Below are 25,551 nucleotides of genomic sequence, written 5' to 3' on the forward strand. Positions count from 1 at the left end.
GCCCCGAATTAATACATTAGTATCATTTAAACCATTGTTTTACAAATAATTAAAGCAATGGCATTGAGTTTGTTGCCTGTATGATATTAGTTATAATGAAAGACAATAAATATATCATCAGGCGCACGCTTTCACAGGAAAGATTTGAGGTTTTGTGGACTAAAAATAAGAATGGCCATGCAACGCTTAAAGACCTTGCTGAAATGGACGAGATAATTAACCGAGACGAAGGTGTAAGGCGATTTGTATTGGAAGAGATGGCAGGTAGTTCAACTGACCATACTACTCCTGATAAAACTTCTACAAGCAGGCAAGAGAATGCCGCTAAAACTTTCTTTGAAAAACTAAAAGCATTTTTCAGGGCAATGAATCCAGCTAAAGAAGAACAAACGACTATAAATTTTCCTTTGTCTTATTGATCTATTGGTAAGGTAAACCAGAACTTACTTCCCTCGCCCCATTTGCTTTCTACGCCAATATCACCATCATGCCTTTTTATAATATCGGAGCTGATGTATAATCCAAGTCCCAAACCCGAAAACTGATGCCCAAGCGCGTCTACACGGTAATACCTATCAAATAAATGAGGTAATTTATCAGGGTTTATACCAATGCCGTAGTCGCTCACTGATACTTTGGCATTTTCCCCATCCTGTTCAACCAGTATATCTATCTTTTTAGATTGGGGCGAATACTTAATAGCGTTACTGATAAAATTAACCAACACCTGGTCAATACGCCTGTAATCGGCATATACCATTAATTCCTTTTCGCCGGTAATGGTAATTTCATGATCGTTCCCCTGGCTGATATGTTCGCAGCTATCCTTAACCAGTTCGGCAAGGTTAAAACGATTTTTGCTTAAAGCCAGTTGTCCCTGTTGTATTTTAGTAACGTTGAGCAAGTCATCGAGCAAATGCACCAACTTATTGATGTTATTTGCCGCTTTATTGGTAAATAATTTAAACTTATCACTAACCGGTTCTACTTTCACCAATTTCTCCAGTATTTGTAATGACGCGCTCAACGAGGTGATAGGCGTTTTAAGCTCATGACTGGCAACGCTTATAAATTCATCTTTACGTTTTTCTACCTCTACATCATCTGTAACATCAAGTAAAATACCACTAAAGCGGGTAGCGATTTTTTCATTATTGAAAACCACCTTACCCTTGGCACGTACAATTCGCTTTTGTCCGCTCAATTTGTTCTGTATACCATAAACAATATCATAGTTATTATCACTGCCATATTGCATGGTTGCTTTGATGGCGTTAGCTACCCTATTCCTGTCTTCGGGCAATATTGCTTCAATGGCATCCGCCAGGGCAATATCGCTATCCTCAGTCAGCCCGAACCATTCTTTTATCCGGTTATTTCCTATGAAACGGTTGGTTGCGGGGTCAAGATCCCAAGTGCCTAACTCAGCAGATTCTATTGCAAATTGTAACTGATTTTTACTTTCTTCAGCGGTATTAAAGGCCTGTACCGCTTTAGTAGTTTCATAACAAATTACCAACGCGCCGCCCGGGGTACCGCACTCCTTAATAATAGGAGAATAACTATACGTCCAGTAAACATTCTCTATGCTGCCATTTCTATACATTGGCACCAGCTCATTCTCACTGTAAGTAGATTCGCCAAGGTTCATGGCCCGTTCTATTTGGGGCAGTATGAGCGGCCATATCTCCTGCCAGCTATCAGCGCCTTTACGGCCCAGTGCATACGGGTGCTTACCTGTTGTACCTAAACTTGGCCTGTAAGCGTCGTTATAAAATTGTATACAATCAGGCCCCCAAAATAGAAACATCGGAAATCTTGACCGCAACATGGTACTTATCGTAATTAACAGGCTTTGGGGCCAGGTATCGGGTGTACCCAAAACAGTTTCAGCCCAGTTGAACGAACGTATAAGCGATCCCATTTCGCCCCCACCTTCCAGATATTTTTGATGATGGTTGAGCGATACAGTATTTTCAGACATGTAAAATCGGGGTTAATTAGAGTTTAAGTATCAGATTGGATTATTGTTTTATTTACAATGATTAAAAATGAAAATGTAACTTTTTCATTTCATTATACAGGCCTGTAAATTTAAATATTGATATTTAAACAGCAATACAGCCTGCATGAATAAATTTTTACCCGCTCTATTTATATTAATTACCAGCACCGCATTTGCGCAGAAAAAACCTTTAGATCATCAGGTTTTTGATGGATGGCAAAGTATCTCCGGCCAGCGTATCAGTAATAACGGCAAATGGGTAGCCTATGTGGTTAAACCGCAAGAGGGTGATGCCGCTTTATATATCACTAATACCAATGGAAAAAGCAAAATAAGCATCCCAAGAGCCGATACCATTCGTTTTACTGCCGACTCAAAATACGCGGTATGCATGATAAGGCCTTTCTATAAGGATCTGAGACAGGCAAAGATCAAAAAGAAAAAACCCGCTGATTTCCCCAAAGATACCCTCGGAATAATTAACCTGGATAACCTGCATTTGGATAAAGAGCCGGCTATCCGAACTTTTAAAATCGCCGAAAAAGCACCGGTAATTGCCTATGTAAGTATTACAGACAGTACCAAAAAGCCTGTAGCCGATACATCAAAAAAAGCAATTGCCAACACCATTGCCCCGCCGGTAAAAGAAGGCGCGGAACTGACCATATATCACCCATCGGCCGGTAAAAAGCGTGTATTTAGCTATACAAACGAATTTCAATTGAGTAAAAACGGCAAATGGCTGGCATTTGCGGTTACAGCGCCTAAGAAAAACACCAGGATAGTTTCAGGGATGTTTTTGTATGACATTGCTAATGATACGCTAAAAAAAATAAGCACAGGCAAGGGTAGCTACAAAAACATCGCTTTTGATGAAAGCGGTAAACAACTGGCTTTTACCTCGGAGAAAAACCCTGAAAAAGCATTGGTTAAGCCCTTTAAGCTTTACTACTACAACGCTTCGAAAGATAGCGCGGTGGTAATGGCCCAGGAAAATTCAAACGGAATGCCTGCTAACTGGTCAGCAAGCGGCGACGGGCGCGTATACTTCAGTAAAAGCGGCGAAAAGCTCTTTTTTGGAACCGCTCCCATCCCTAAACCAATTGACACAACACTCGTTGATTTTGAACATGCACGGCTGGATATATGGAATTATAAGGACGATTATTTGCAGCCGCAGCAGCTAAAAAACCTGCAACGCGAACTGAAACGAAGTTACCTCGCTGTGATAAGGCCGGCGGATGGCGCTAAAAAACTTATACAATTAGGCGATGAAAACATCAGAGAAATATTAGTTGCCGATGAAAATACCGATGCGCAATATGTTTTAGGATTAGCTGACACAGGCGCCCGGATAGCATCACAGTGGGAAGGTGGCAGCCTGCAACAGGCTTATCTCATTAATACCCTCAATGGGGAGCGTATGCTTATAAACAACAGGTTAAAGGCGCGTTACAGTATTTCCCCAGGCGGCAACTTTATTATTTGGTTTAACGCTAAAAACCAGAACTGGTACAGTTACCATATTGCTACCGGCAAAAAAAGGTTACTCACTCAATCATTGGGTGTAAAAATGGGTGATGAAGAAAACGACGTACCTGATGATGCCCAGCCATACGGTATTGCCGGCTGGGAAGAGAGTGACAAGCATGTACTTATTTATGACAGGTACGACATCTGGAAAATAGATCCGGTTACCGGTCGTGCAACCAACTTTACGGGCGCCATAGGCCGCCGTAATAAATTACGTTTCAGATACGAGCCTGTTGCTGTTGATGAAAAATTTATACCTACTAAAAGTCTGCTATGGCTAATTACTCAAAATGAGGAAAACAAACAATGGGGTTATTATAAAAAGCCGCTGAATAGCGATGATGACCCTGATGAGGTAGTTACAGCATCATTTAAATACAGCGCCTTACAAAAAGCAAAAAACGCGGGCGTATTCATCTATACTAAAGAAAGTTACACACAATCGCCGGATCTGTATTGTTCTATTGACCTTGTTAAAGAGGTAAAACTAAGCGCTATTAATCCCCAGCAAGAACAGTATAACTGGGGCACTGCATCTTTAGTTTCGTGGTTTACACCCAAGGGGCACAAATCAAAAGGGATTTTATATAAACCTGAAGACTTTAACCCGGCAAAAAAATACCCGATGATCGTTTATTTTTACGAAAAGCTATCTGACGGATTGTATAATTATATACCACCGGCACCTACCCCTTCCCGCCTGCCTATATCCTGGTTTGTAAGCAATGGATACCTTGTTTTTACACCCGATATTAGTTACGTAACCGGGTACCCTGGCGCATCAGCTGTAGAATACATCAATTCGGGAGTTGAAGAGTTGAAGAAAAACCCTTGGGTTGATGGTGAGCATATTGGTATACAGGGGCAAAGTTGGGGCGGCTATCAGGTAGCTTACCTCATCACACAAACCAATATGTACGCTGCTGCCTGGGCGGGCGCGCCGGTAGCCAACATGACATCCGCCTATGGTGGTATACGCTGGGAAAGTGGCGTAAACAGGCAGTTTCAATATGAAAAAACGCAAAGCCGCATTGGCGCCACGCTGTGGGAAAAGCCCGACTTATATATTAGTAACTCACCATTATTTCAATTACCCAAGGTACAAACACCTGTAGTAATTATGAGTAACGACGCTGATGGAGCTGTACCATGGTACCAGGGGATTGAAATGTTCACTGGTTTGCGCAGGTTGGGCAAGCCTGTTTGGTTGTTACAGTATAATGATGAAGCCCATAATTTGGTTAAACGGCAGAACCGGAAAGATATCACCATAAGGGAGGCACAATTTTTTGACCATTACCTAAAAGGCGCTCCTATGCCGGTATGGATGGATAAAGGCGTACCTGCTATTAACAAAGGCCGCGACTGGGGATTAGAAACAAGCAACAAATAGCTGTAGATAAATTACAGATAGTAATGTCTGATGCAGTTTAAATGATCGTCCAGTTCATATACCCAGGGTGTTGCTGTTGGAATATCGAGTTTGGTTACCTCTTCGTCGCTTAAATTTTCAATATATTGGATGAGCGCACGCAGGCTGTTTCCATGCGCGCAGATAATTACCTTTTTGTTTGATCTTATTGCGGGTACTATACACTCATGCCAAAAAGGTAAAGCGCGCACCATCGTTTCGCTCAGGTTTTCTGTAACAGGCAATTCGCGATATGTGAGGTCATCATAACGCAGGTAATGGCCGGGAAAACGCTCATCATCTTTTGTAATAGCTGGTGGGTGCTCGTGGGGGTCGCGGCGCCATTTATATACCTGTTCTTCGCCGTATTTTTTGATGGTTTCTTCTTTATTCAGTCCTTGTAAGGCCCCATAAAAGCGCTCATTAAGCCTCCAGGATTTATGTACCGGTATCCATAAATGATCGAGTTGCTCCAACACATGGTGCATGGTTTTGATACTACGTTTTAACACAGATGTAAAACCTACATCAAAAGTATAGCCTTTAGCAGCAAGTAGCTTACCTGCATCTACAGCCTGTTGTAAACCGTTTTCAGACAGATCTACGTCAGTCCATCCGGTAAAACGATTTTCTTTGTTCCAGACACTCTCACCATGCCTTAATAAAACCAGTTTTTGCATATTCTTAAGCAATAATACACGTTTTAAACATCATTAGGTAACGATGGTTTTGAGCCGACAATTATTAGCCGCTTGTAAAAATAAACTCTGATACCCGCCTTAAACTTTTCTTGCTAAATTGCGGAGTGAAAGATTACAAAAAATATTACCTCATACCGGCTACGACCGAAGAAATATACATGGCTTTAACTAACCCGGTAACTATCCAGTTATGGACGGGTGAGCCCTCGGAAATGTCGACGGAACCGGGCTCGGAGTTTTCCATGTGGGAAGGTGCAATTGTAGGCCGTAACATAGATTTTGAGCCAAATAAAAAAATTATACAACAATGGTACTTTGACGGGCAACCGGAAGAATCTATTGTGACCATAAAACTACACCCCGACAAACACGGAACATCTGTAGAGCTAAGGCATACTAACATACCCGACGAGGATTATGATGAAATAACCGAAGGATGGAATGACACCTATTTTGGTAACCTGGAAGATTTTTTCTCACTGTGATTGCCATAAAAACAAAAAGCCGCTCCCATTGCAGGAGCGGCTTTTGCTATATATAGTATCGGCTATTAATAAAGCGTAAACTCTACGCGACGGTTTTTCTGACGACCTGCAGCTGTTTTATTAGATGCGATCGGCTGAGTTTTACCGTAACCCACAGCTTCTATACGTGATGGGTTTGCGCCTTGGCTAACCAGGTATGATTTAATTGATTCGGCGCGGTCTTTAGATAATCTAAGGTTTGCAGCGTCAGAACCAACGTTATCAGTGTGACCGGCAAGTTTCAAGCTGAAGTTTTTATCAACCAACAGTTTGGCTACACGCTGTAAGCTTGGGTATGATTTTTCGCGGATAGTAGCTTTACCAAAGTCAAACTCAAGGTTGGCAATAGCATCGTTAACCACACGGCGGTCTTCTTCAGTTACCACGATTACCGGTTTAGCTAACGGACAGCCAGAACCATCTACCTTAGTACCTGCAGGTGTGTTAGGACATTTGTCGTTTACATCAAGCACACCGTCACCATCGCTATCGATAGTTAATTTAGCAAGATTTGCGTTTGTTGCGTCAAGGTCGCTTCTTAACTGAGCGTTTTTAGCTTTCTCAGCGTCGATTTGAGCCTGCAGCATTTGTTGAGTTTGCTGGTTTTTCCACAGGTACTCGGTACGCATTGAGTTAACCGGGTTGTAAGTGGCTAACTGTGGTTTTTTGCTGCTGCCTAAAGCAAACTCTAAACCGATGTGTGCATAAGAAAACCTGTCGTTAGTTGAACCAACGTTCACGCCATCAAAGTTATCAGCCTGTACAAAGTTCACCTGGTAACCTAAATCAAGGTTAACACCTGAACCCATGTTAATTTTAAAGCCTAAACCTACTGGCACAAACCATTCTTTAATGGTTCCATTGCTGGTGGTAGTTGTTGTACCGGTAGCGTCAACTACTGATGTTTTATAGCCCATGTAACCGGCACCCGCGCTGATGTATGGTTGTATAGCGCTTTTTTTGTTGAACCAGTTAATGTTAGCCAAAGTGAAATTAGCTTTCAATGCAGCGCTCCAGTCTAATTTAGTATTGAAGCTGCTTGCACCTGCAACGCCGTTAACAGGTTGGCCATTTTGGCCGCTTACCTGGCCTCTTAGGAAGTCGGCCTGCATACCAAAGCTTGGTAAAAATTGTTTTGCGATATAACCGCCGTAGCCTATCTCTGATTTAGGCGTTACAAAATCTTGTCTTCCGCTTGTACCAAAAATTGTGTAGGGGGTTAATAATCCACCATGTACACCGATAGACCAGGTACGGAAGGAACCGCCGCCTGAAAAAGGTTGTACATAATTGTTTGTGCTTAAGGTTGTGTCAGGGGTTTGAGCAAACAGTTTACCGCCAACCAGTAAACCGGTCATTAGTAATGATGCTTTTTTTAAATGTGTTTTCATATTGTTTCTATTATATGCCCCGGATGGTTGTTCAGCCGGATTGAACTGTGATTGGCAACAACAATGCCATCAGAGCAAATAATTGTATATACAATATTCCTTTCTCATCTCTAACCTCATATATTAAAAATGGCCAAAACGCATTAATTTAAGTGTTTATAGCTTAAATATGCATCCATAAACCGTCACTGTAACTCCTTACAACCAAAATGTTTGATGATTATTTATGTACAGTAAAATATACAACTCGTGATTTTTAATGCTGAAATGTGTATTTAAGCCATAACGGCTACCGTGGAAAAAAATGCTTTGGCTAAGCGGGTGTTACCTGTGATTTCGGCACTTAAATAGGCTTGAGCGGGTGGTATAGCTTTGGTAAAAATACGCCAGGCAATATCGGGTGAAATGGTGATCTCAGTAGTAGCTTCCTCTTCTGAAAAAGCTAAAAATCGCCATCCCGAAGCCACCTTCCCTAATGCCCATTTCGACTTGGAAAGATTGGTAATAGTAATCGATATGATGCTGCCTTCAGGCGCATCTACATGAGCATAATGGTACGGTAATGCCTGCATAAAGGTATGAGCACAGGGATAAAAGAGTTCTTGTTTAAGCAAACAATCATCTCCCATGGCATCACGTATTTGTTGGTTGTGGTGCCATTTCTCAGTATATTCTCTTGCAATGTGGAACCAATTTAGCGAAGTGGTTTCTCCTGCCCAGGCCACAGGATATTTGGCTACAGCAAAAGGGTCAAGCGTGTGTAAGTAATCAATATATAATTTCCCGGTACTTTCAAGCAGGTCAGTAATTAATCGAGGGCTAACTCTTTTCATGGCGTTAACCCAGGTTGCATTTAACTCGTTAAGATAATTTACAAGATCGGTGTAGTTGTTTATACGACTATCAGAAGATGGCTCATAATTGTGCAACACAGAAATAGCACGCATATTACCATCAAGCAAATGCGCGGCAACATCCTTTACCGTCCACAATTTTGCGGTGGTTGGGCGCTGCCAATCTTCGGGCGAGAGTGAACGGAGCAGCGATACCAGCATTTGATCCAATACCGGAAACAAATGAATTGTTTGAATGGGTATTTGCTGCTCCGCCATAAGTTATTCAGCAGGATGTATCATTACTTCCCATTGTATATTTGCATTTGCTTTATAAAGCGTAGCTGCAACTGAGCAATATTTGTTAAGTGATAGTTCTACAGCTTTCCTGGCTTTTTCTTCATCCACGTTTCCGTATAGGTGAAACTCTATGTTGATGGTTTCCCAAAGGGATGGTTCTTTACCCGCTTCGCGGTCGCCGCTTATTACCATCTTATAATCAACCACATCCTGGCGTTGTTTCTTTAAAATACTGATAACATCTATAGCGCTACAACCACCTAAACCCATCAATAACATTTGCATAGGGCGCACACCAAAGTTCTGACCGCCGCTTTCCTCGCTGGTATCCATTTTTACGATGTGACCATATTCGTCCGCGGCTTCAAAACCGAAGTCACCGCTTACTCTTGAAAGTTTTATAGTAGGCATAATATAATTTATTTTTGCTAAAATACTGTTTTAAACACAACGGATAGTAATCAACCTGTCAAACAACACAGTCATGAAATCCCGGTATCTCTAACAACAATTTTTGTTTCGGCAGGTGCATAACCGTAATTTATTTTACAAAATGAACTATCTTCACAGTCGAAATTCTAAACATGGCTTTAAATTACATCTGGATAGCCTTTTTTATCATAGCGTTTGTTATCGCATCCGTTAAAATGGTGTTTCTTGGCGATACCAATGCCTTTAAGGTATTGGTTGACGGGATGTTCGATAGTTCAAAAGCCTCGGTAATGGACATTGCCCTTCCCCTGGCCGGTAATATGGTATTATGGCTGGGTATCCTTAACATTGGCGATCGGGCCGGTGCCATGAATTTCCTTTCGCGCATAGTTGGGCCATTTCTAAGCCGCCTATTTCCTGAAGTCCCCCGGAATCACCCCGCCACAGGGCAAATGATGATGAATTTTTCGGCCAACCTGCTTGGGCTTGATAATGCCGCCACCCCTTTGGGTTTAAAAGCTATGGGCAGTTTGCAGGAACTCAACCCCAACAAGGAAACAGCCTCCAATGCGCAGATCATGTTCCTGGTGCTGCACACCTCCGGGTTGCAGCTGTTACCGGTAACTATTATAGCGCAGCGTTTTATATTACATGCAAAAGACCCGGCAGATGTGTTATTACCTTGTATAATAGCTACTTATGTAGCCACCGTTACCGGTATGATAGCCGTAGCCATTAAACAAAAAATCAACCTGTTTGACAGGGTGATATTGAGCTGGTTAGGTGGCCTCACCCTGTTTATCGCGGGGTTAGTGTGGTATTTCACCACCCAGTTGGATAAAGAGCAGATCGCTACTGTATCAAAAGTAGCGAGCAACTTTTTATTGTTTGCTATTCCGGTAATATTTATCCTGGGAGCATTACGTAAAAGAGTAAACGTTTTTGAAAGTTTTATCGATGGTGCTAAAAGCGGGTTTGAGGTGTCCGTAAAAATTATACCCTATCTGGTGGCCATGCTGGTAGCTATTAGTGTATTGCGCAACAGCGGCGCGCTTGACTATCTTAATAGCGGCGTAAAATGGGCGGCTACGAAAGCTCACTTAGACACCCGCTTTGTTGACGCCCTACCCGTAGCCTACATGAAACCGTTAAGCGGTTCGGGTTCAAAGGCCATGATGATCAGCACTATGCAAACTTACGGGCCCGATAGTTTCGCGGGCAGGCTGGGATCGGTTTTTAACGGATCAGCCGATACCACTTTTTATATCGTTGCATTGTATTTTGGTTCTGTAGGTATTAAACGTTCGCGATATGCCATACCGGCGGGTCTTTTGGCCGATTTTGCCGGTGTTATCGCGGCCATTTTTATTTCGTACCTGTTTTTTGGTTGATCGCCCCCGATCAATAATTAATTATTAAAAGCGTGCATATCACGCAACCGGTTGTGTTTATTTACGTATAAAGCCATATACTGTAACGTAAATGTTATATACCCGGTTTAAATTTGATTTTTGATTGGCGCATTGATGGGCAAAACTTTTACAAAGGGTTTATTACTAATAATTTCCTTCCTGCTATTTAAGCAGGTTGCTTTCTCGCAAACTATTAATATCGGCACGGTTGACCCGGGGCCGTACGGACAAGGCTCAACCATTGCTGTACCAATAACGGTTACAGGCTGCATTAACGACCCCGCAAATGTTTTTAACTTATATCTTTCTGACGCGAACGGTAACTTTGGCTCACCAACATTAATTGGCAGTGCCAAAGGCTTTTATGTACCTTTTATTAACGGCATTATTCCTAACAACGCGGCAGCGGGCACCAATTACCGGGTGAGAGTTGCGTCAAGCATTCCTTCAACTCCCGGCACCTCTGCTGTTTTTAGTATAAATGCCGTTGCTGGTATCAAAGCCGGTGCGGCATCCTTTCCTATAAAACCCAGTGTGGACCCGGAAGTGTACGGCTCATGTAATGGCGGCGCTAATAATTTTCCGTTTACCAACACATCAGAAGGAGGCAACCCGGCAACGGCTAACTTCTATAACGAGCTTACCAAAACCGATGAGGGTACATTTCCCTTAAACACTACTTTTGCGGCTAATGCGGCCAACTATACTGTTACCGTTAAAACTCAGCGAAATGGTGTTTGGGGTATAAAAGCTTACCAATTAATTAATAACATAGTAAATAACAGTTTTACCATTACCGGTAACGGTACCGTGTGTCAGGGTAGCGGAAATACACTACAATATAATGTTGATATCACTACCGATAATGGGATACAAAAGAATTATCCGGGTCTCACCTACAAAGTAACCTGGGGCGATGGTACCTCAAGCACATATACCTTTTGCGACATTGTTGCAGCAAATGGAAAGGTGAGCCATCCATATATCGCATCATCATGCGGAAGCAACCCGAACGGTAAGAAAAACGTATTCCAAATTGATATACAGCCCCTTAGTATATATTGCGACAACATTACACAACCCGTAACCACCTACGCCAAAGTAATTGCGCCTCCGCAAAATAAATTTGATTTCCCCGAATATGCTTGTACAAATACTGCCGTTACATTTGTAAACCGATCCGCCCCGGGTGATGATCCCAGCAGCCCCTCGGCGAATTGCCAAAACGTAAATGCCAGGTGGTCATGGTATGTGGATGGTGTATTGGTTAAAAGTGGCTATACCCTGTCGCAACCATTTGTTTACACCTTTACCACCAACGGTGAGCATGACGTGCTACTCCATTATGAAAACACTAATGGATTATGCGATGCTGCTGATCTTGTGCACAAAGTTTGCGTGCAGAACACGCCAACAATAGACTTTACCTTGCCTGCACAGGCTTGTCTTGCTTCCGGCCCTGTCCCTGTAGTAAACACTTCTGTTATAGATAATGCCTGCAATACCACCACCACTTACAAATGGGTACAAACCGCTGGCCCAACCAATGGTGTTACTTTTAATGCCGGGTTAAAAGACCCCATATTAAACTTCACCCAAATAGGTGTTTATTCTTTCAGGCAGGATATTATTACACCCGGCTGCGGCACTATAAACGGTCCTGTTAAAACCATTGTTGTTAACACCCAGCCGATAGCTAAACTACCGTCAAATACCATTTGCAGTGTAAACACTCCGGTGAGTTTTGACCCTAACTCGGCTGATACACCAACTAACTTAGATGGCACCGCCCAACCAGAAGCAGATACTTATACCTGGGTTCTCGGCAATGGTGCTACTTTTGCACCAGGCAGCGATTTGCATACCCAATACCCCAAGATCATCTTCCCTACAACCGGTACTTACACTATCACCGTAACGCATAAAAATAACTGCGGTGTAGCTACAGATAGTCAGCAGATAACCGTTGCCGACGGCCCGGTAGTAGACCCCAAAGCCAACCCAAATATAGTTTGCGAAGGTAACGATGTTAACTTATCAGCAACACCAGGGCCGGGTGGCATAGTAACTTCTGTAAAATGGTCAACAACCACAGGAGGTGCTTTTGCTGATGCAAATAATCCGGTTACCACCTACACACCTTCGGCCGCTGATATCTCTGCCGGAAGTGTAGTGCTCACCTATACCGTTACTACCACGCTTGCCGGCGCTTGTAAAACCGTAGCCAAAACCCTTACCGTAACTATTATACCCAAAGCCAATGTGAACAGCTCGCCTATAAGCTCTGTTTGCAGCGGTAAAAACTTCAATTATACTATTACCTCACCAACCGCTACTAACTTCAATTGGACGGCTACTTTAACAAGTGGTACAGCAACGGGTTTTGGCGCTACCGGAAGCGGTAACACTATTAATGACCTTATTACCAATACCGGCACCACAAACGCTGTTATTACCTATACCATTACCCCTTCTGTAAACGGCTGCCCGGGTAACCCGTTTACGTTAACCTTAACGGTATTGCCCCAGGCTGTAGCAGGAACGGCCACTCCAGACCAAACAACGGTTTGTGCCAATAGCAACCAAGGCATAATTACATTATCGGGATACGTAGGTAATATCACGTGGCAGGTATTAAACTCAGGAGGCACATGGACTGATATGAGCGGCGAAAATAACGCTACTTATACTTTTAAAAATCTTTCTCAAACCACCCAGTTCAGGGCTATGGTTAGCACAGGCACATGCGAGGCGGTGTACAGTAACCCGGTTACCATTAACGTTAACCCCCAAACACCTGTGGCAAATGCAGGCGGTGGTGCAACTCCTGTATCTATTTGTAACCAGACGACGTTTACGCTTCATGGAAACGACCCGGGAACATTTAGTGGAAAATGGACTGTTGTACTTGCAGACCCGCAGGTGAATTTTGCAAACCCTAATGACCCCAATACCTTAGTTACCGGCCTTGTTCCCGGTAAAACCTATACGTTTAGATGGACCATATCCGGTATACCACCTTGCGCTGATAGCCAGAGCGATATTGTGGTGATAGATAAACCTGACGTGCGCGCTTCTTTTACGAGTGATACTCAAATTTGCGGCCCGGGCCCAGTAACTTTTACCAATACATCAACACCTGACATCTCAACAACACAATACCTGTGGGATTTTGGCGATGGCTCTCTCCCATCAACTGAAAAAAATCCGCCGCCGCATTATTTCCCTGTAGCTGCTGATAAAAGTGATGTGAAATATACGGTTAAACTAACCATTGTAAATAATTGCAGTCCAAGCGAGTACCTTCAAGATATTATTGTAAGCCCGGAATTACCGGCTCCAAGTTTCAGTATAGTAGATGGCTTTGGCGGCTGCGGAAAATTAACATTATCTGTTAAAAATACTTCACCCGGTAATAACCGGTCATATACGTTTGTTCTCAAAGACGAAAAAGGAAACATTGTAGAAAGCATCAACAAAACCGATGTTTCAGACGCCATATTCCAACCTCACGCTATTGACCATCAGGCCACATGGACGCTGTCTTTAAAAGCTGTCAACAATTGCGGTAAAGAAGTTACTACCGCGCCAAGAAATATCCAGGTTTCGCCTTCAGGCATCACTTCAGGTTTACAGGCTAAAGATGGTAAAACTTCTTTTTGCATAGGTGACCCGGTAACATTTGAGAATACCTCTACCGGAGGTACGTTCTATTATTACAATATTTACAACTCATCAAGCCCCACACCTAAGGTAGTTCCTGCAAGTACTACGGCTGATTTTACTACATCATTTGATACACCAGGCACCTATTTTGTATCGGTAAAAGCGTCAAACCCCGGCTGCGGCACGCAACAGGAATCGGCCAAGGTAGCTATAACCGTTTACCCCAAACCTAAACCATCGTTCACTTACGTGGTCAACCCCGATAATACGGTAACTTTTACCAATACTACGCAAAGTGTGGATGGCACTCCGCCAGAATCATTCATCTACACATGGGATTTTGGTGACGGCAGCGCAAAATCGCCATTTCTAACACCGCCCGTGCATCAGTATGATTATGTAAACTCGCCATATACGGTTACTTTAACAGCCAAATCACCAACCGGGTGCCTTGATGTTTCACAACAAAAAATAGAGATCAAATTTTTGGGTGAGCTGTTTTTACCAAATGCTTTTCAGCCATCATCAAGCGTGAGAGAATTACAAACATTTAAAGCCAAAGGCCAAAAACTAAAAGAATGGCGCCTACAGGTATTTAATAATTGGGGGCAACTGATGTGGCAAACCACCGCGCTTGATAGTAATGGTTCCCCTACGGAGGGCTGGGACGGCACTTACAATGGTGTAGCTGTACCCCAGGGAACTTATATATGGCAAGCTACCGCCCGTTTCACAAATGGGTCGGAATGGAAAGGCAACTCCCTGAAAGGCGAATTACCAAAACGTACGGGTGTGATACATTTAATAAGATAAGTGAGATGAAGGAAACAGTAAAATTTCGCCTGCTGATGATATTTGCCCTGCAATTAATAGCCGGAGCTGTTATTGCGCAGGATCATATGTACTCGCAATTCTTTAACTCACCGGTTTACCTTAACCCGGCACTTAACGGTCAGTTTGAGGGCGACCTGCGGATGAACCTCATTTACCGCAACCAATACACTTCCATACCTGGTAACCTCACTTATTTAACCGCCTCAATTGATTACAATGTACCGAAATTTGGCGGTGGCCTGGGTTTATTATTTACCCGCAGCAGCGAGGGCTCTGCTTATTTAAATAAGAATAACATAGCCGGTATATACTCTTATAGTGTTGGCTCGCAGGATTATGTGTTGTCCTTTGGTTTACAGGCCGGGGTAACCAACCGATCGGTAGATTACAGTAAACTGGTTTTTGGTGACCAGATAGACCCCAGCACGGGTTTTATTCCGGGTTCAACAACAGGTGCCGATAACCCCCAGTTTAATAACAAGTTCTTTTTTGACGCCGGAGCCGGTGTTAACCTCACCCTTAAAAATTTTAACATTGGTGGCGCGGCCCAGCATATTAACCGGCCCAATCAATCATTTACCGGTACGCCATCAAAACTACCCATACGCAGTACTTTACACGCTTCCTACAGGTACAACCTAACGCAGGATGATAATCTGGATGATGAAGATAAATCTTACATTATCCCCTCAGTAATATTTTACAAGCAGGGTAACATGCAATCGCTTAATGCGGGCATGCAATACAAACGTAAGAGCATAAACGTAGGTGCCTGGTATCGCACCGGTGGCGCGGGAGGCCCGAGCGCTGTGGTGATTTCTCTTATATTTGATCTGTTTATTAACCGCGACGGAGGCGAAAAGCTACGTTTTGGTGTAAGCCATGACGTGCCTGCCGGCGGTATTAACTACGGCAATACCAGCGGTACCACTGAGGGTAGCATCGGCTACGAAACCACCCTACCCTCTCGTGACCGCGGCGAACAGAAGTTTTATGGCGCCAGCAGATGTTACCATTTCTATTAATTTAAACTATTATATTGTGTGATGAGAAGAGAAGCGCCGCCTTCAAGAGATTATTTAAAAGACAAATCCGTTAAAAACAAAACCGCTAAACGAGCCGGTCTGGCTATTGTAGCGCTGCTTATTTTATTCGGACTTTTTATGGGTAAGTGGGCTTTGTCCAATTCCGGGGGAAGCTTGCTGGACGGATTGCCCGACAGCGATACTGCTTACGGAGTTGCAAAACAATTTATAATACCTACGGTAAGAGGATCAAACCCGGTTTTTAATGACGATAATTATAAGTTCGCGAAAAAGTCTGATTCGGTTTATGTGATCAAATCCTCATACAACACCAAGTTTGATGATGGCGAAAAACAGGAAACCCGTTTTACCATCAGCTTAAAATATAATGGCGGTATGAGCAGTAAAACATCCAACTGGACGTTAATCAACTTAGACCAGGATAATTAAAGATTTAATGCAGCAGCAACCCGAACCTGACGTAACCGCGAAGGCGCATATAGCACATATAAAATATCAGGCCGTTGTAACCAGCGGTGGCCATAGTATATTGGTTGATGAACCTGTTGATCTGGGTGGAGGTGATACCGCTATGGCGCCCTACAGCCTGCTATTGGCAAGCCTCGCCAGTTGTACTATTATTACTTTGCGCATGTACATTGATCGCAAAATGTGGATTGTTGATGAAATAGCCATAGCCCTTGAGTTGTTTAAAACAGATGATGGTACAGACATTAAAACCTATCTTAGTTTTAAAGGTGAATTAACAGACGAACAAAAGAAACGATTGTTAAATATTGCCGAGGCCTGCCCTGTTCATAAAATGTTAACCGGCAATATCGCTATCAGCACAAGCTGCGCTTAAAAAGTGCCGTACTTATAAACCAACAAAATTAAAATACATGAGAGCAATTAACCCGTGGATCAACTTTAATGGTAACGCCGAGGAGGCATTTAACTTTTACCGGTCTGTTCTTGGCGGAGAGTTCACCAAAATTATCCGTTTCAAAGATTTGGCTAATGAGCAATTTCAAGTTTCTTACGAAGATGCGCATAAAATAATGCGCATAGGTTTACCTATCGGTAAAAGCAACGTGCTATTGGCTAATGATGTGCCATCATTTATGGGTACGGTGAACGAAAACGAAAACCGGTCAAAAATAGTAGTGAACGCTGAAAGCCGCGAAGAAGCAGAACAATTGTTTAACGGTTTATCGGCAGGCGGCGAGGTTGAAGGGCCGATAGATGATAGCCCTTGGGGGACTTATGCGGGAATGTTCAGGGACAAGTATGGCATTGAGTGGATCATTGAATTTGATCCTAATATTTAATTTAGGCCGTTTACCTTCATTGCTTAAAATATCGAGCAATGTAATCCAGCATTTCGGTGGTGATGAGGTGATTGGTGGCTAACAATTCACGTTTGTGAAACACTTCGGCGCCTCCATCAAAATTAACTACCTCACCACCGGCTTGCTGCACTATAACTATGCCTGCTGCAATATCCCAGGGGTTAAGGTTATATTCATAGAACGCTTCAAAACGACCGCAAGCGGTATAGGCCAGATCAACAGCAGCCGATCCGATTCTGCGCAGACCATGGCAATTGCGCATCAGTTCGGTAAACAGTTTAATATATCTTTCCTGGTAGGTAAAATCGTAATAAGGGAAACCGGTGGCAATTAAACTGTCAGCAATTTTCGGCTTACTACTTACCTTGATCTCTGTACCATTGAGGTAAGCCGGCGATTCTTTGTGCGCGTAAAAACATTCGTCCTGATTTACTTCATATACCACGCCCAATACTGTTGTGTCAAACTCTTGCAAAGCAATACTTACGGAGAAAGTAGGAAGCCCGTGGATAAAGTTGGTGGTGCCATCAAGCGGATCTATTACCCAGTTGTAGCGCTCCCCTACTTTAGTTGTTGTTTTTTCTTCGGTGATAAAACCGGCTTCAGGTAAAATAAGCTCGAGGCCTTTTACAATCTTCTGCTCGGCATTTTTATCAACATAAGATACCAGGTCGTTCAACCCCTTATACTCAACCCTATCGGCATCAAAGTTTTTTCGTTCATGGCGTATAAACTGTCCGGCTTCTTTAGAAACATCTATAACCCTATCAATAATTTGATTGAAGTTCATGATCGTTAACACTAAAAGTGATGAATATAATTAAGCGTTAGCAGCACCTGTTTTGGCGAAGCGTTTATTACCAAAGTAAATAAGCGATAACCCACCCAATACCATAATTACCGAGATCATTTCCGCCTGGGTAAAAGATATACCGGCCACAACGTATTTGGTATTTACGCGTATGAGTTCTATAAAGAAGCGCTCAACACCGGCCATGATCATGTAGATACCAAAAAACACTCCGGGTGCCTTTATTTTATGTCTTATGCTCCAAAGGATGAAGAAAAGTATTAAACAAACTACCGTTTCGTAAAATGGAGTGGGATAAACAGGCAGCCTTAATTCATAGCAATATTTACCAATGCAACCGGGTATGCGGTTACCATAGTCAGACATATCCACATTGTGCGGATACTTAAAACTCCACATCCAATCTGGCGCCCAACTTAACCAGTTAGGTTTGGCTTTCAGATTAGGAATACCCCAGTCACCGTCGCCCGCCATTTGGCAACCAATACGGCCTAAGGCGTATGAAAGCATCATACCGGCAGCGCCGATATCCAGCATAGTAAAAGGCTTTATTCCATGCTTGTTGGCTATATATAGAACCGCAGCACCTCCGCATATTAAACCACCATAGAAAGTTAGCCCGCTAAAGCCTACAAGCATATCAACCGGGTCTTTCATAAACGCGTCCCAGTTCTCGAGCGCGTTAAATAATTTGGCACCTGCAAAACCGAATATAGCTGCCCAAAGCAATATGCTGCCCATCAACTCATGCGGATGCACTTTAACAACACGCCTTTCCGGCTGTGGAAGTACCTGCTTTTTATTTTCATAATACGCCCAGTAAGCAAACACCAACGCGCCTAATATACCACCCGGCCAGTTGCCTCTTAATGATAATAAAAACGCCTGTGGGTTATCAGTAACGGCTGCAAAATTTAGCGCTACATCAAATATCTTGTAAAAGATTACGAAACCGAATAGCGCGTTACTCACCAGTTCCAAACTGCTGATCCTGGCGCCTACGGTAACCGTTTTTTCAAAAGGGTGTATGTATCCCAGTTTTTCTTTACGTTTAAACTCCTCTGTAAAGGCCCAATACGCAGCCATAAAAGCGATGGCCACAAAAAAGCCAAACGTTTGGATGATCTGCAAAAAATTGACATGTGCACCGGTTAAGTATTCAACCAGGTAGTAAAGATTTGGAAACATAGGAGTATGACTTTGGGAGCTAATATAACAGTTAATGCGATAATATCTCTTCGCTTTCCATTATTTCAACATCACCATCCGGTGAAATTGCTGTTAACTGAACGGTTTTTATCTCATTTACCAGTACAGGGTCGTACTTGGCGCAAACCTTAACATAATTGCGTGTAAAGCCATGCATCAGGCCGTCTTTGATATCGCCCTCAAATAAAACTTTATCTGTTTTCCCTAACTGGCTTTCATAAAAAGCGCGGCGTTTTTTATCAGACAGGTTATGCAGCATTTTGCTCCTGTCCGCGCGGGTTGAACCCGGTACCGTGCCGGCCATCTCAGCAGCAGGTGTATTCTCACGTTCCGAGTAAGTAAAAACGTGCAGGTAAGAGATATCGAGATCGTTAAGGAACTGGTAAGTATCTAAGAAGTCCTCTCTTGTTTCACCAGGGAACCCAACAATAACATCCACTCCTATACAGCAGTCGGGCATCAGTTCCTTGATTTTAGCAACCCTCTCCGCATATAACTCACGGCGATAACGGCGGCGCATTAAGCCCAAAATCTTGTTATTGCCTGATTGTAGCGGTATATGAAAATGCGGCACAAACCTTTTGGATGTGGCCACAAACTCAATAATGTCATCGCTAAGCAGGTTAGGTTCGATAGATGATATACGGATGCGCTCGATACCCTCAACTTCATCCAAAGCTTTAACCAAATCAAAGAACCTGTCTTCGCGGTTACCGTTGCGGATACCAAAATCGCCAAGATTAACACCTGTCAGCACGATCTCTTTAACGCCTGACGCGGCTATTTCCCGCGCCTGTTGAACAGCGCTTTCAATAGTATCACTGCGACTGGCGCCACGCGCCAAAGGAATGGTACAAAAGGTACAGGAGTAATCGCATCCGTCCTGAACTTTTAAAAAAGTGCGGGTACGGTCCCCGATTGAAAACGAGGGCACAAAAGTATTAGCCTCAGTAACCGGCTGGTTATAAACCACTGCTTTAGGCTTTTTAGTAAGATCGGTAATATGGTCAACCAGTTGAAACTTTTCGGCAGCGCCTAAAACCATATCAACACCGGGTATTTCGGCAATTTCCTGAGGTTTTAATTGCGCGTAGCAGCCCACAATGGTCACAAAAGCCGAAGGCGATATTTTGAGCGCCTCTTTTACTATTTTTTTACACTTTTTATCGGCATTCTCGGTTACAGAACAGGTATTGATCACGAACACGTCGGGCGTGTCGGTAAAGTCCACGGTATCATAACCGGCATTGGTAAACATCCTGCCGATTGACGAAGTCTCAGAGTAATTGAGCTTGCAGCCAAGTGTATAAAAAGCGACTTTCTTATTCATTTACAAGCCGCAAAGATAAGGTTTTTACAAATTAGTTAACTGGTGATTAGTAATTGGTTATTAACGAGAGTGTAAAAATGGCGGGCAGGATTTGATTTTTCTCTGTGGTTGGAGGTTATCAACTACGTACCCGGTCTGCTGTAGAGGGCAAAAAAAAGCCATTATGTAAACTAATGGCTTTCCTTTGTTGTAATTGATATATCAGAAACTTACTGACGGCGCAATGAAAGAACCTTCAATTGCATTATTGATTTGTCTTTTAAATTCAAATGGTTTGGCTATCGGTGAAAATACTTCAATAACACCACCTGACGAAACCCGCATTTTACCATAACCAAACATCCTGCCCAACACTCCCTCTTCGATTTGCAGGCCCTCTGACTTGTTTAACTGTATCTCGCAAAACTTTCGACTTAACAATCCAGTTTTCAAGATCACGCGTTTATTTGTAACGGCAAACTCAGAAGACTTGTCGACAATAAAGGCGGTTATCAAACTAAGTACCCCTATAAAAACTAAAAATCCGCAAGCAGCATACGAAGCGCTACCCACGAGCAGGCCTAAAACAGCAAGGAATAGTCCTCTTAAATAAATGATCCAGTGTAATTTTGATTTGTACAAAATTCTTTCGTTTGTGCTAAGGTTTTTTTCAATGAAACTCATGTTAAGATTTATTAAGGTTACTAATATATTTAGTTTTTTTAATTACATCAAATTTAATGTTTAAATTTTTACTTATTATTGGCTGTGTTAGATATAGCCAAAGGAGAGTGTTTTATCAACTTCAAAATAGGCGAAATTCTGGCTCGCCTCCGACCAGAATTTACTCAACCCGTAAAGTTTATCCTTCATAGGAATATTATTCACGGTATCTATCTGCGCAAAGAGGCTGTTACAGCAAGTGGTAACAATAACAAGGAGGGTAAGGAGATAACGTTTCACTGTGATGTATTGGGTTACATCAAATCTAACTAATGCAAATTAAAAACGCTACTCCTTAAAAAGTAAAATCGGTATTACATTCCTTCCCAGCGATAGCTTTGATTTTCCAACCCTATCAGGTCAATTATCCTGTCAACTACCGTCAGGGCTACTTCCTCTATGGTTTTAGGCTTACTGTAGTACGATGGTGTAGCCGGGCATATAATGCCACCTGCCTCGGTTACTGTAGCCATGTTACGGATGTGGATAAGATTTAAAGGCGTATCACGGGCTATCAATATCAGTTTCCGGCGCTCTTTTAATATCACGTCTGCCGCGCGGGTAATGAGGTCATCAGACACACCTGCGGCTATACGTCCGAGCGTACCCATTGAACAGGGTACTACCACCATGGTATCAAACTTAGCCGACCCGGATGCAAAGGGAGCCATAAAATCATTCTTGGCATAGTACTTAAAAGGGTAATTTCCATGGCCGGTATCATCCAATTCAAACTGCCACACTTGTTTGGCATTATCGCTCATTACAATGGCAACTTCTTGTAACTGGGTTTGCAATTGCTGCAATTTATCAAGTAATAATTTGGCATAAATAGAGCCGCTTGCACCGGTAATAGCTACTACGATTTTATTTTTCATGATGTATATAGCTACAAATAAACGGAAGAAAAGTTACAGGCACAAAAAAGGGTCGAATAACTCGTACTCGACCCTACATCTACCTATGAAAAACATGCCCTTTGAGCGGGCAATACAAATGTAAGAACTGTTTTAATTATTTAAAAATAATTTGTTAAAAATTTTTTAACTGTGCGTAGAAAAATTTTTCTCTATGAGCGTTTGTATGATTCCGTCAACCATACCTACCGTTGGCACATAGATAGTTTTGATGTTAGCGCACTTAAGAACAGTAAGATAGATCTCGCAGGCTGGTATAATTACATCGGCCCTGTCCTGGTTTAAACCAAGCACATTTATGCGATCTTTAAGCGAGAATGAGTTTAAATAATTGTAAAGCGCGCGGAGTTTTACATAGCTCATAGGTACACCGTCTTTCTCTTGCGAAAGGCGGTAAAGTTTATTGATATTGCCACCGGTACCTATGCCATATACGTTTTTGTAGTGGCGTGTATGCTCCCTGATAAATTCTTTCATTTCGTTCCAGGTCTCTTCTTTATCCTGGTTGTCCAGAATGCGGATGGTACCCAGGTTAAACGATTGTGAAGCAATAAGTTCTCCGTTACTGAATAACGACAACTCTGTGCTACCACCACCCACATCAATATACAGGTAGTTTTTAGCCTTGTCTATAGTTACTTCGGCATGGCTTGCATAAATAATTTTAGCCTCTGTTTCGCCATGGATGATCTGCAGGTCAATGTTAGCGTCTTCTTTTATCTTCGCTACTACCTCGCTGCCATTTTGTGCTTCGCGTAAAGCGGATGTGGCACAGGCCATATAATCGGTCACCCGGTAAACATCCATCAGGTTACGGAAGGCCTGCATAGATTTTACCAGGTCAGTAATCTTTTTTTCCGACAATTCCTGGTTCAGGAACGCGTCATCACCTAAACGTACAGGCACACGGATCAGGGTATTTTTCTTAAAGGATATGGATCCGTTGTTCTCAATAATCTCGGCTATCAGTAACCTTACTGCGTTAGAGCCTACGTCTATAGCTGCGTACCTCACTTTTATAAATTTTTATTTTTCAGATATGTATAAGTATCTATTTGCGCACGCGTGAGCAATTCAGCCTGCGTTTTATGATAACGGTTCACATTTTTTCCGGTAATATCCCGCGCTTTTGTATTATCACTTAACTGTATATCAATAATATCACGTATCTCCCTTTGCACATCCTTATCCAGTATCGGGAAACCTACCTCCACGCGGTTATCAATATTACGTGTCATGAAATCGGCGCTGGTGAGATACATTAATTCTTTACCGCCGTTACCGTAAATATGTACCCGGGCATGCTCCAAATATTTATCAACTATACTTATCACTTCAATATTTTCACTGAAGTTTTTTACCCCGGGCACCAAACAGCACATCCCCCTAACGATCAGCCGTATATGCACGCCTGCATTACTGGCCTGGTAAAGCTTATTAATGATCTGCTCATCGGCAAGGCTGTTCATTTTAAATATCATGTAAGCCCGTTTACCACTTTTAGCGATCTTGATCTCGTTATCAATAAGCTTATAGATGGCAGGCCGGGAGTCAATCGGTGATACAATGAGGCTTTTCAAACCCTTAGGCAGCACACCTCTTGTGAGGGCTTTAAATACAGCCACCAGATCGGTTGTGATCTTTTTGTCAGCGGTAAGTATGCTATGATCGGCGTATATACTGGCCGTTTTTTCGTTGAAATTACCGGTTGAAAGGCAGGCATAATGCATCGGCTTTCCTTTTTCCATGCGGGTTACCAGGCATATTTTTGAGTGCACCTTGTAACCATCAATACCGTAAAGTACGGTTACTCCCTCCTCTTCCAGGCGGTTGCTCCAGTAAATATTGTTTTGCTCATCAAAACGGGCACGCAGCTCAACCAGGCAAGTTACTTTTTTACCATTTTTTGCGGCGTTTATGAGCGCGTGGATGATCTTAGAATTTTCAGCAAGGCGATATACCGTAATACTGATCTCACGCACTTTTGGATCAATAGCCGCCTCGCGCAAAAAGTGAATGATATAATCAAACGACTGATACGGGGTACTGATGAGATAATCTTTTTTAGCAATAAGATCCATCAGGCTTTTTCCGAATGACAGCCCGTTTACCGGCAAAGCCGGGTTTTTATTATACTCCAGATCGGGGCGTCCCACGTTAGGGAACGATATGAAGTTTTTGAAATTATGATAGCGATTGCCAGGTATTAAACTGGATTTATCCAGCTTCATTTTTTTCACCAGGTAGCCAACCATATCCGGCGGCATTTCGCTATCATACAGTAAACGCATAGGCTTACCCTTTTTGCGTTTTTGAAGGCTTTTAGAAAGTGCGTCAACAAACTTTACGCTCACCGCTTTATCCAGGTCAAGCTCGGCATCACGTGTGAGCTGTAACGAATAAGCTTCAATAGAATCATGCTCGAAAATAAAAAAGATGTCTTCGAGGCTGTAACGGATAATGTCGTCAAGCAGAATGATAAATTTGAGCTTATTGGTTTCGGGCAGCACCAAAAACCTCGATAGGTTATCAGGAAACTCAATGAGCGCAAACCTTGATTTTTTGTTTTTGGTAAGCCTTACGAAAAAGTAGATAGCCCTGTCGCGCAATTCAGGCATGGGCAGGTCATCATCCAGCATGATGGGCACCAGGGTTGATAAAAGTTTATCCCTGAAAAAGTTTTTTACGAATTCACCCCTTGTTACGTTAAGCTGCTTATCATTCAGGATAAATATTTTTTCCTCGGCCAGCTGCTTAACAATAATGTTCTCATACAGGTTATTGAATTTCTTCTCCTGTTTTACTACGATACTTTTTATCTGGCCGAGAATCTTTTTAGGGTTATAACCTAAAATTTCTTTAGCGCGCTCGTTTAAATTAGCAAGTCGCGTTAAGGTAGCTACGCGTACACGATAAAATTCATCAAGGTTAGATGAGAATATGGCCAGAAACTTAATACGCTCAATAAGGGGAACCGTTGGGTCTGCAGCTTCCTGCAATACCCTGTCGTTGAAGTATAACCAACTTATTTCCCGGTTTATTAGGGGGCCGTTCTTAGTATCCATAAGGCTGTAGCTGCAAATCTGTATATTTATTTGTTAAGTTAATATTAACTAATTAGCATGTGTTGTGTTTATAAACAAGCTATGGCACAAAATAGTGA

At 42.6% G+C, this 25,551-nt stretch carries 22 protein-coding genes; 9 read left to right on the plus strand and 13 right to left on the minus strand.

Features of this window, described 5'->3' with window-relative positions:
- The first annotated feature begins 95 nt into the window (after positions 1 to 95).
- On the plus strand, positions 96 to 419 hold the full coding sequence (locus tag CKK33_RS13765) for a hypothetical protein (RefSeq protein ID WP_143822961.1): 324 nt from the start codon (positions 96 to 98) through the stop codon (positions 417 to 419).
- Here the strand turns inward: CKK33_RS13765 and CKK33_RS13770 are convergent.
- Positions 413 to 1,984, minus strand: coding sequence for a PAS domain-containing sensor histidine kinase (locus CKK33_RS13770; RefSeq protein ID WP_095704657.1), 1,572 nt, complete (start codon positions 1,982 to 1,984; stop codon positions 413 to 415). The genes CKK33_RS13765 and CKK33_RS13770 overlap by 7 nt on opposite strands.
- Before the next feature lie 145 nt (positions 1,985 to 2,129).
- Here CKK33_RS13770 and CKK33_RS13775 point away from each other — a divergent pair, with 145 nt between their 5' ends.
- A complete protein-coding gene (locus tag CKK33_RS13775) occupies positions 2,130 to 4,931 on the plus strand; it encodes a S9 family peptidase (RefSeq protein WP_095704658.1) in 2,802 nt (933 codons plus the stop codon).
- 11 nt (positions 4,932 to 4,942) lie between these two features.
- Here the strand turns inward: CKK33_RS13775 and gpmA are convergent, their stop codons facing one another.
- Positions 4,943 to 5,629 (minus strand): 2,3-diphosphoglycerate-dependent phosphoglycerate mutase, encoded by a 687-nt coding sequence (gpmA, locus tag CKK33_RS13780; protein WP_095704659.1) that lies wholly within the window; start codon positions 5,627 to 5,629, stop codon positions 4,943 to 4,945.
- 125 nt (positions 5,630 to 5,754) lie between these two features.
- Between gpmA and CKK33_RS13785 the strand changes: the two genes are divergently transcribed.
- Entirely contained in the window at positions 5,755 to 6,135 is a 381-nt protein-coding gene (locus CKK33_RS13785) for an SRPBCC domain-containing protein (protein ID WP_095704660.1), read from the plus strand.
- Positions 6,136 to 6,200: 65 nt separating this feature from the next.
- Here CKK33_RS13785 and CKK33_RS13790 read toward each other — a convergent pair whose 3' ends face one another.
- The 3 genes from CKK33_RS13790 to CKK33_RS13800 form a co-directional block, all read right to left on the minus strand.
- Complete coding sequence (locus tag CKK33_RS13790) at positions 6,201 to 7,565, minus strand: OmpA family protein (protein ID WP_095704661.1); 1,365 nt, start codon at positions 7,563 to 7,565, stop codon at positions 6,201 to 6,203.
- A gap of 275 nt (positions 7,566 to 7,840) precedes the next feature.
- Positions 7,841 to 8,677, minus strand: coding sequence for a maleylpyruvate isomerase N-terminal domain-containing protein (locus CKK33_RS13795; protein WP_095704662.1), 837 nt, complete (start codon positions 8,675 to 8,677; stop codon positions 7,841 to 7,843).
- A gap of 3 nt (positions 8,678 to 8,680) precedes the next feature.
- Positions 8,681 to 9,109 carry an OsmC family protein gene (locus CKK33_RS13800; RefSeq protein ID WP_095704663.1) on the minus strand — a complete coding sequence of 143 codons (429 nt, stop codon included), beginning with the start codon at positions 9,107 to 9,109 and terminating at the stop codon, positions 8,681 to 8,683.
- 173 nt (positions 9,110 to 9,282) lie between these two features.
- On the opposite strand from CKK33_RS13800, the gene CKK33_RS13805 reads away from it, so the two are divergent.
- The 6 genes from CKK33_RS13805 to CKK33_RS13830 all read left to right on the plus strand — a co-directional run bounded on the left by CKK33_RS13805 (position 9,283) and on the right by CKK33_RS13830 (position 17,398).
- Entirely contained in the window at positions 9,283 to 10,521 is a 1,239-nt protein-coding gene (locus CKK33_RS13805) for a nucleoside recognition domain-containing protein (RefSeq protein ID WP_095704664.1), read from the plus strand.
- 135 nt (positions 10,522 to 10,656) lie between these two features.
- On the plus strand, positions 10,657 to 15,021 hold the full coding sequence (locus CKK33_RS13810) for a PKD domain-containing protein (RefSeq protein WP_095704665.1): 4,365 nt from the start codon (positions 10,657 to 10,659) through the stop codon (positions 15,019 to 15,021).
- A 5-nt stretch (positions 15,022 to 15,026) separates the two neighbouring features.
- Positions 15,027 to 16,067, plus strand: a complete 1,041-nt coding sequence (locus CKK33_RS13815) for a PorP/SprF family type IX secretion system membrane protein (protein WP_233138218.1) — start codon at positions 15,027 to 15,029, stop codon at positions 16,065 to 16,067.
- Between the two features lie 21 nt (positions 16,068 to 16,088).
- Positions 16,089 to 16,517 (plus strand): hypothetical protein, encoded by a 429-nt coding sequence (locus CKK33_RS13820; RefSeq protein ID WP_095704666.1) that lies wholly within the window; start codon positions 16,089 to 16,091, stop codon positions 16,515 to 16,517.
- A 7-nt stretch (positions 16,518 to 16,524) separates the two neighbouring features.
- Positions 16,525 to 16,932 (plus strand): OsmC family protein, encoded by a 408-nt coding sequence (locus tag CKK33_RS13825; RefSeq protein WP_095704667.1) that lies wholly within the window; start codon positions 16,525 to 16,527, stop codon positions 16,930 to 16,932.
- Positions 16,933 to 16,969: 37 nt separating this feature from the next.
- Complete coding sequence (locus CKK33_RS13830) at positions 16,970 to 17,398, plus strand: VOC family protein (RefSeq protein ID WP_095704668.1); 429 nt, start codon at positions 16,970 to 16,972, stop codon at positions 17,396 to 17,398.
- A gap of 16 nt (positions 17,399 to 17,414) precedes the next feature.
- On the opposite strand, the gene CKK33_RS13835 is transcribed toward CKK33_RS13830, so the two are convergent.
- The 8 genes from CKK33_RS13835 to ppk1 all read right to left on the minus strand — a co-directional run bounded on the left by CKK33_RS13835 (position 17,415) and on the right by ppk1 (position 25,453).
- Positions 17,415 to 18,209 (minus strand): inositol monophosphatase family protein, encoded by a 795-nt coding sequence (locus tag CKK33_RS13835; protein WP_095704669.1) that lies wholly within the window; start codon positions 18,207 to 18,209, stop codon positions 17,415 to 17,417.
- Between the two features lie 30 nt (positions 18,210 to 18,239).
- Positions 18,240 to 19,418, minus strand: coding sequence for a prolipoprotein diacylglyceryl transferase (locus CKK33_RS13840; RefSeq protein ID WP_095704670.1), 1,179 nt, complete (start codon positions 19,416 to 19,418; stop codon positions 18,240 to 18,242).
- Between the two features lie 31 nt (positions 19,419 to 19,449).
- A complete protein-coding gene (gene mtaB, locus CKK33_RS13845) occupies positions 19,450 to 20,769 on the minus strand; it encodes a tRNA (N(6)-L-threonylcarbamoyladenosine(37)-C(2))-methylthiotransferase MtaB (RefSeq protein WP_095704671.1) in 1,320 nt (439 codons plus the stop codon).
- Positions 20,770 to 20,970: 201 nt separating this feature from the next.
- The gene (locus CKK33_RS13850; protein WP_095704672.1) at positions 20,971 to 21,432 is read right to left on the minus strand and encodes a PH domain-containing protein; all 462 of its coding nucleotides are present in this window, start codon (positions 21,430 to 21,432) and stop codon (positions 20,971 to 20,973) included.
- Positions 21,433 to 21,519: 87 nt separating this feature from the next.
- Positions 21,520 to 21,711 (minus strand): hypothetical protein, encoded by a 192-nt coding sequence (locus tag CKK33_RS19430; RefSeq protein ID WP_143822962.1) that lies wholly within the window; start codon positions 21,709 to 21,711, stop codon positions 21,520 to 21,522.
- Between the two features lie 74 nt (positions 21,712 to 21,785).
- Complete coding sequence (locus CKK33_RS13860; protein ID WP_095704674.1) at positions 21,786 to 22,349, minus strand: UbiX family flavin prenyltransferase; 564 nt, start codon at positions 22,347 to 22,349, stop codon at positions 21,786 to 21,788.
- A gap of 165 nt (positions 22,350 to 22,514) precedes the next feature.
- Positions 22,515 to 23,402 (minus strand): Ppx/GppA phosphatase family protein, encoded by an 888-nt coding sequence (locus CKK33_RS13865; RefSeq protein WP_095704675.1) that lies wholly within the window; start codon positions 23,400 to 23,402, stop codon positions 22,515 to 22,517.
- 2 nt (positions 23,403 to 23,404) lie between these two features.
- Entirely contained in the window at positions 23,405 to 25,453 is a 2,049-nt protein-coding gene (gene ppk1 / locus CKK33_RS13870; RefSeq protein WP_095704676.1) for a polyphosphate kinase 1, read from the minus strand.
- Positions 25,454 to 25,551 lie beyond the last annotated feature (98 nt).

It is taken from the genome of Mucilaginibacter sp. MD40 (assembly GCF_002288635.1).
Taxonomy (GTDB): domain Bacteria; phylum Bacteroidota; class Bacteroidia; order Sphingobacteriales; family Sphingobacteriaceae; genus Mucilaginibacter.

Excerpts from the sequence above, each read along its gene's own strand:
- CKK33_RS13815 (WP_233138218.1), top strand. The coding sequence starts at position 15,027 with ATGAAGGAAACAGTAAAATTTCGCCTGCTGATGATATTTGCCCTGCAA.
- CKK33_RS13800 (WP_095704663.1), bottom strand. The coding sequence starts at position 9,109 with ATGCCTACTATAAAACTTTCAAGAGTAAGCGGTGACTTCGGTTTTGAA.
- CKK33_RS13805 (WP_095704664.1), top strand. The coding sequence starts at position 9,283 with ATGGCTTTAAATTACATCTGGATAGCCTTTTTTATCATAGCGTTTGTT.
- CKK33_RS13840 (WP_095704670.1), bottom strand. The coding sequence starts at position 19,418 with ATGTTTCCAAATCTTTACTACCTGGTTGAATACTTAACCGGTGCACAT.
- mtaB (WP_095704671.1), bottom strand. The coding sequence starts at position 20,769 with ATGAATAAGAAAGTCGCTTTTTATACACTTGGCTGCAAGCTCAATTAC.
- CKK33_RS13830 (WP_095704668.1), top strand. The coding sequence starts at position 16,970 with ATGAGAGCAATTAACCCGTGGATCAACTTTAATGGTAACGCCGAGGAG.
- CKK33_RS13770 (WP_095704657.1), bottom strand. The coding sequence starts at position 1,984 with ATGTCTGAAAATACTGTATCGCTCAACCATCATCAAAAATATCTGGAA.
- CKK33_RS13795 (WP_095704662.1), bottom strand. The coding sequence starts at position 8,677 with ATGGCGGAGCAGCAAATACCCATTCAAACAATTCATTTGTTTCCGGTA.
- CKK33_RS13775 (WP_095704658.1), top strand. The coding sequence starts at position 2,130 with ATGAATAAATTTTTACCCGCTCTATTTATATTAATTACCAGCACCGCA.
- CKK33_RS13850 (WP_095704672.1), bottom strand. The coding sequence starts at position 21,432 with ATGAGTTTCATTGAAAAAAACCTTAGCACAAACGAAAGAATTTTGTAC.
- CKK33_RS13860 (WP_095704674.1), bottom strand. The coding sequence starts at position 22,349 with ATGAAAAATAAAATCGTAGTAGCTATTACCGGTGCAAGCGGCTCTATT.
- CKK33_RS13790 (WP_095704661.1), bottom strand. The coding sequence starts at position 7,565 with ATGAAAACACATTTAAAAAAAGCATCATTACTAATGACCGGTTTACTG.
- CKK33_RS13835 (WP_095704669.1), bottom strand. The coding sequence starts at position 18,209 with ATGAACTTCAATCAAATTATTGATAGGGTTATAGATGTTTCTAAAGAA.
- gpmA (WP_095704659.1), bottom strand. The coding sequence starts at position 5,629 with ATGCAAAAACTGGTTTTATTAAGGCATGGTGAGAGTGTCTGGAACAAA.
- CKK33_RS13810 (WP_095704665.1), top strand. The coding sequence starts at position 10,657 with ATGGGCAAAACTTTTACAAAGGGTTTATTACTAATAATTTCCTTCCTG.
- CKK33_RS13765 (WP_143822961.1), top strand. The coding sequence starts at position 96 with ATGAAAGACAATAAATATATCATCAGGCGCACGCTTTCACAGGAAAGA.
- CKK33_RS13820 (WP_095704666.1), top strand. The coding sequence starts at position 16,089 with ATGAGAAGAGAAGCGCCGCCTTCAAGAGATTATTTAAAAGACAAATCC.
- ppk1 (WP_095704676.1), bottom strand. The coding sequence starts at position 25,453 with ATGGATACTAAGAACGGCCCCCTAATAAACCGGGAAATAAGTTGGTTA.
- CKK33_RS13825 (WP_095704667.1), top strand. The coding sequence starts at position 16,525 with ATGCAGCAGCAACCCGAACCTGACGTAACCGCGAAGGCGCATATAGCA.